This is a genomic window from Candidatus Dormiibacterota bacterium (assembly GCA_036495095.1).
Lineage (GTDB): Bacteria > Chloroflexota > Dormibacteria > Aeolococcales > Aeolococcaceae > CF-96.
This window is the reverse complement of record DASXNK010000189.1, coordinates 1-5,705: the sequence shown is the minus strand read 5'-3', so window position 1 is coordinate 5,705 and position 5,705 is coordinate 1. Positions and strand designations below refer to the sequence as shown.

General features: G+C 72.8%; 3 protein-coding genes. 2 read left to right on the top strand and 1 reads right to left on the bottom strand.

Translation table 11 applies throughout. The annotated features are described in order from the left end of the window. Positions 1 to 37 precede the first annotated feature (37 nt). Positions 38 to 2,203 carry a glycogen debranching protein GlgX gene (gene glgX / locus VGL20_18590; protein ID HEY2705693.1) on the top strand — a complete coding sequence of 722 codons (2,166 nt, stop codon included), beginning with the start codon at positions 38 to 40 and terminating at the stop codon, positions 2,201 to 2,203. A 6-nt stretch (positions 2,204 to 2,209) separates the two neighbouring features. On the opposite strand, the gene VGL20_18585 is transcribed toward glgX, so the two are convergent. Then, the gene (locus VGL20_18585) at positions 2,210 to 4,240 is read right to left on the bottom strand and encodes a CocE/NonD family hydrolase (GenBank protein HEY2705692.1); all 2,031 of its coding nucleotides are present in this window, start codon (positions 4,238 to 4,240) and stop codon (positions 2,210 to 2,212) included. 174 nt (positions 4,241 to 4,414) lie between these two features. On the opposite strand from VGL20_18585, the gene VGL20_18580 reads away from it, so the two are divergent. Beyond that, positions 4,415 to 5,705: maltotransferase domain-containing protein (locus VGL20_18580; GenBank protein ID HEY2705691.1), on the top strand; the 1,291-nt coding region annotated here is incomplete at its 3' end.

Sequence of the window (5,705 nt, the reverse complement as noted above, 5' to 3'; positions counted from 1 at the left end):
GCGCCCGGGCACCTCCCCCGGCGCCGCCCCACCTATCATGGCCGCCGATGAATCGCATCCACGCACCGGCGCCGTGAAGGCGGCCTGGCCTGGGTCCCACGTCCCCCTGGGGGCGACGTGGGATGGCGAGGGGACCAACTTCTCGGTGTTCGCCGGGGCCGCCGACTGGGTCGAGCTGGTGCTCTTCGATCGCTCCGGACGCCCCTCGGCCTCGTTCGAGCTCGCCGAGCGCACCGACCTCCACTGGCACGGGTACGTCTACGGGGTGGGGCCGGGCCAGCACTACGGCTTCCGGGTCCACGGCCGCTACTCGCCCGCCGATGGGCTGCGCCACAACCCTCACAAGCTCCTCATCGACCCCTACGCCAAGGCGATCGCGGGCGACCTGACCTGGGGTCCCGAGCTCTTCGGCTACCGCTGGGACGGCGCGGGCGACGAGGACATGAGCGACCTCGACTCCGAGCCCCACGTGCCCCGGTCGGTGGTCGTCGACCGCTTCTTCCCCTGGGGGGAGGACGTCCGGCCGAACACCTCCTGGGCGGACACCGTCATCTACGAGACCCACGTGCGCGGCTTCACGATGCGGAACCGGGAGGTGCCCAGGGACCTGCGCGGCACCTACGCCGGGCTCGCCCATCCCGCCGCGATCGAGCACCTCACCCGGCTGGGGGTCACCGCCGTCGAGCTGATGCCGGTGCACCAGTTCATCGACCCGGCGCACCTCGTCGAGCACGGGCTGCGCAACTACTGGGGCTACGACACGATCGGCTACTTCGCCCCGACCGCCCGGTACTCGTCGGCGGGGCAGCACGGTGGCCAGGTCCGCGAGTTCAAGGCGATGGTGCGGGCCCTGCACAAGGCGGGGCTCGAGGTGATCCTCGACGTGGTCTACAACCACACCGCCGAGGGCAACCACCTGGGCCCGACGCTGAGCTTCCGGGGCATCGACAACCAGGCGTACTACCGGCTCGTCGAGGACGACCCGCGCTTCTACTACGACGTCACCGGCTGCGGCAACAGCCTCAACGTCCGCCAGCCGCAGACGCTGCGGCTGATCATGGACAGCCTGCGCTACTGGGTGCAGGAGATGCACGTCGACGGCTTCCGCTTCGACCTCGCCGCCGCGCTCGCACGGGAGTTCTACGACGTCGACCGCCTCTCTGCCTTCTTCGACATCATCCACCAGGACCCGGTGCTCTCCCAGGTCAAGCTCATCGCCGAGCCCTGGGACGTGGGCGAGGGCGGGTACCAGGTCGGCAACTTCCCGGTGCGCTGGGCGGAGTGGAACGGGAAGTACCGCGACACCGTCCGCGACTACTGGCGGGGCCAGGCCGCCGGGGTCAGCGACCTCGCCTACCGCCTCACCGGCTCCAGCGACCTCTACGAGTCGGACGGCCGGCGACCCTGGGCGAGCGTCAACTTCGTCACCGCGCACGACGGCTTCACCCTCCGCGACCTGGTCTCGTACAACGACAAGCACAACGCGGCCAACGGCGAGGAGAACCGCGACGGCACCAACGACAACCGCTCCTGGAACCACGGCGTCGAGGGCGAGACCGACGACCCCGAGGTGGTCGAGCTGCGCAGCCGGCAGCGCCGCAACATGCTCGCCACCGTGCTGCTCTCGCAGGGGTGTCCGATGCTGCTCGGCGGCGACGAGATCGGGCACACCCAGGGCGGGAACAACAACGCGTACTGCCAGGACAACGAGATCTCCTGGCTCGACTGGGAGCACGTCGACGAGGACATGCTCGCCTTCACCAAGCGGGTGATCGACCTCCGGGCCGCCCAGCCGGTGCTGCGCCGGCAGCGCTTCTTCCACGGCCAGGTGGGCCGCGGGGTGCGCCGCAAGGACATCGCATGGTTCCGCCGCGACGGCGAGGAGATGCGCGACGAGCACTGGGGCAACGACGCGCGCCAGTCGCTGGGGGCGCTGCTCAACGGCGAGCTCATCCCCGACCGCGGGCCCCGCGGCGAGCGGATCACCGGCGACTCGCTGCTGATGCTGTTCCACTCCTCGCACGAGGACACCCTCTGGCAGCTGCCCAGCGGCTGGGGCGACGAGTGGGCGGTGATCCTCGACACCGCCGCTCCCACCGAGGCCCCGGGGACGCGCCGCTGCCATGGCGGCGAGGCGCTGCCGGTGGTGTCGCGCTCGCTGGTGATCCTGCGCCGCGCCTCGACGGCGCCGCCGGCGGACTGACCCGGCTCAGCCGGCGACCGGCAGCTCGATGTACGAGGGCGCCCCGCCGCCGCGCTGCACCTGGTAGACACCGCCCACGAGATGGGCGAGCTGCGCCGCGGTCGGCACCAGGTGCGGGGTGTCCGAGGTGGAGACGGTGACCCGCAGGCTGTGCCCCCTGGCGAGCTCGGCGAAGATCGGGTAGACCTCGACGTCGAACTCGGTGATCTGCCCCGGGCTGACCGGCATCGCCGAGGCCCGGGTCAGGGGGTGGTGGGGCAGGAGCAGGCCGCCGTCGGTCGCCGTCCAGCTGTCCCGGTCGAGCGCCCGCAGCGACCCGAGCAGCCCCCCCTGGGTGAGGGTGGTGGAGACGCCGTCGGGGCCGACGTCGTCGACGTCCACGACCCACTCGGCGTCGTCGACGGTGGAGGTGGCGAAGAGGGTGACGCCGATGGGGCCGGCGATCACCAGCGGCTGGGCGAGCGGGGCGCCGGTGTAGGTGAGCACCCCGGGGCCCGCCTGGAGGGTGCGATCGTCGACGGCGCAGGGCTGGGCCTGGGTGGTGGCGGCGAACTGCGCGCTGAGGAGGCCTCCCGCCCACTGGTCCGTCGCCCGGCTGCACGGGCTCGACCCGCCGGTGAAGGCGACCGGGTCGCTGCCGATCACCGGCGCCGGCTGTGGCCCCAGGGTGCCGTCGTTCAGCGACCAGGGGGCGAGGCCGGTGCGGCCGCCGCCGATGTAGAGCCGCTGCGGATGGGCGGCGGGGAGCGGCCAGCGGGAGGCGTCGACCCACCGCCCGCCCCCGAGCTGGTAGAGGTGGAGCGGCGTCGGGGTGCGGTCGACGCCGGTGGGCTCGCCGCGCAGCCAGGTGTCGAACCACTGCAGCTCGAGCTGGCCGAGATCGACCCCGGTGCCGAAGTTGGCGTGGGACCACGGGCCCATCAGCAGCTGGTAGCGCCCCGTGACCGGCTGGCCGGCGACCATCGGCGCGTCGACCGGCCGGCCCGCCCAGGCGTTCTGCAGTCCGGTGTAGTTGAGCGGCTCGCCGCGCTGGAACAGGTCGTTCCAGCCGCCCACCAGGTAGGCGGGGATGTGGTTGGCCACGATCGCGGGGAGCACTCGCTGGGGCCGGCGCTGCTCCCAGTAGGGGCCGTCGAACGCGAGATCGCCGCCCTGGGCGAGGTCGGACAGGTAGGAGGCGTGGAAGCCGCCGAGGCCGCCGACGTGATCGCGCTCGACGTCGAGGATCTCGCCGAGGTTGCCCTTGTCGGGCGGCCCCTGGGCGGTCGCCTCGCGGGCCGGGCCGGCGGTGTTGAGACCGGCCGTGAGGCCGAGGAAGGCGTCGAAGAACTCGGCGTCGGGGAGGCCGCCCATCACCGCCATGTCGCGGTAGACGTCGCTGGCGGCCACCACCGGGAAGATCGCCCTGAGCGGCGAGCTCGGACCCACCGCCGCGGCGGTGAGCAGCTGGTTGATGCCGAGGTAGGAGGCGCCGAAGAGGCCGACCCTGCCGTTGGAGTGGGGCAGGGCCGCCGACCAGTGGACCATGGTCACCCCGTCGTCGATCTGCTGCGGGTCGAGCAGCCCCCACTGGCCGTGGGAGTCTCCGGTGCCGCGCACGTCGGCGACCACCTCGATGAAGCCGCGCTGCACCAGCCCCGGCTCAGCGCCGCTGACCGCCTTGCCGTACGGCGTCTGGGTGAGCAGGACCGGGAAGGTGCCGGCCGCCGGCACCCCGCTCGCCGGGTCGGCGGGGTAGAGCACGTTGATGCGGAGCACGACGCCGTCGCTCATCCGCACCGGGAGGTTGAAGGACGTGTACACCGAGTAGATCGGGGGCTCCGGCACCCAGGGCGGCTGGCCGGCGAGCTTCGCCATGCTCGCCGACAGCACCTCCGCGGGCACCCCCGCGACCGGCCCCGCGACCGCCCCCGGGGCGGGTCGTGCCAGCGCGACCGGGGGCACGAGAGCGCGCGAGGGTGCGAACACCGCCGCCGCCGGATTGGCCGCCGAGGCCGCCGGTGCCCCGGCGAGCAGCAGCGTCAGGACAAGCACCATCCAGAGCGGACACGAGCAGGACAAAACCCCTGGCACCCGCCGTCGACCAGGCATGTGCACCCCCGTTGGTCAACCACCTCAGCGTAATCCATCCCCGACCGGGACTGCACGCACCACCTCGACGGCGTTGCGGCGCTCACGGGAATCGGTGCGCGCCCGATAAGCTCCCCGCTCATGGCGGGAAGCAGCTCCGAATATCGGGTGATCATCGAGGCGGTTCGTCCCACCGTCGAGTGCGGCCGGTTCCCGGCCAAGGCGGCGGCGGGACAGCCGCTGGAGGTCAGCGCCGACATCTTCGCCGACGGCCACGACCAGCTCATGGCGGTGGTCCGCCACGGGCCTCCGCCCCGGGGGAGGGCGGCGGCGAAGCGCGAGGAGGTCGACCTGGAGCCGGTGGGCAACGACCACTGGCGAGGCCTGATCGTCCCCGGGAAGCCCGGCCCCTGGGAGTTCGAGGTGGTCGGCCTCGCCGACGGCTTCGGCACCTGGGCCCGCGACCTGCGGATCCGGATCGAGGCCGGGCAGGACGTCACCGTGGAGCTCGAGGACGGGGCCCGGATCGTCGACGGACGCCTCCGCAAGGGTCTGCCGGCCGCCGACCGCAGCGCCCTGCTCCGGCTCGCCGCCGCACTCCGGGCGGGCTCGGTGAGCGCCCGGCTGGCGGCTGCGACCTCCCCGCAGGCGCTGGCCCTGATGCGCCGCACCGCCGACCGCGCCACGGCGAGCGTGGCCGGCCCCTTCGGCCTCTGGGTCGACCGGCCGCTGGGCGCCTTCTCGGCCTGGTACGAGATGTTCCCCCGCTCGGAGGGTGCCGCCCCGCCCCGCGGCGGCACCTTCGCGACCGCCGCCCAGCGGCTTCCGGCGATCGCCGAGATGGGCTTCGACATCGTCTACCTGCCGCCCATCCATCCGATCGGCACCACCTTCCGCAAGGGGCCGAACAACAGCCTCGAGGCCGGTCCCGGCGACGTCGGCAGCCCCTGGGCGATCGGCTCCGCCGAGGGCGGGCACACCGCCGTCCACCCCGACCTCGGCAGCGTCGGCGACTTCGACGCCTTCGTCGAGCGGGCGCGCGGCTGCGGGCTCGAGGTGGCCCTCGACTTCGCGGTGCAGTGCAGCCCCGACCACCCCTGGGTGCGCGAGCACCCGCAGTGGTTCCGGCACCGCTCCAACGGCACCATCCGCTACGCGGAGAACCCGCCGAAGCGGTACCAGGACATCTACCCCGTCAACTTCGACACCGAGGACCGCGCCAACCTCTTCGAGGCGCTGTGCGACGTGATGCGGTTCTGGATGGACCACGGGGTCAGCGTCTTCCGCGTCGACAACCCGCACACCAAGCACCTGACCTTCTGGGAGTGGGTGATCCCACAGCTGCGCGCCGCCAACCCCGAGGTGATCCTGCTCAGCGAGGCCTTCACCCGCCCGCGGGTCATGGAGCGGCTGGCGAAGGTCGGCTTCACCC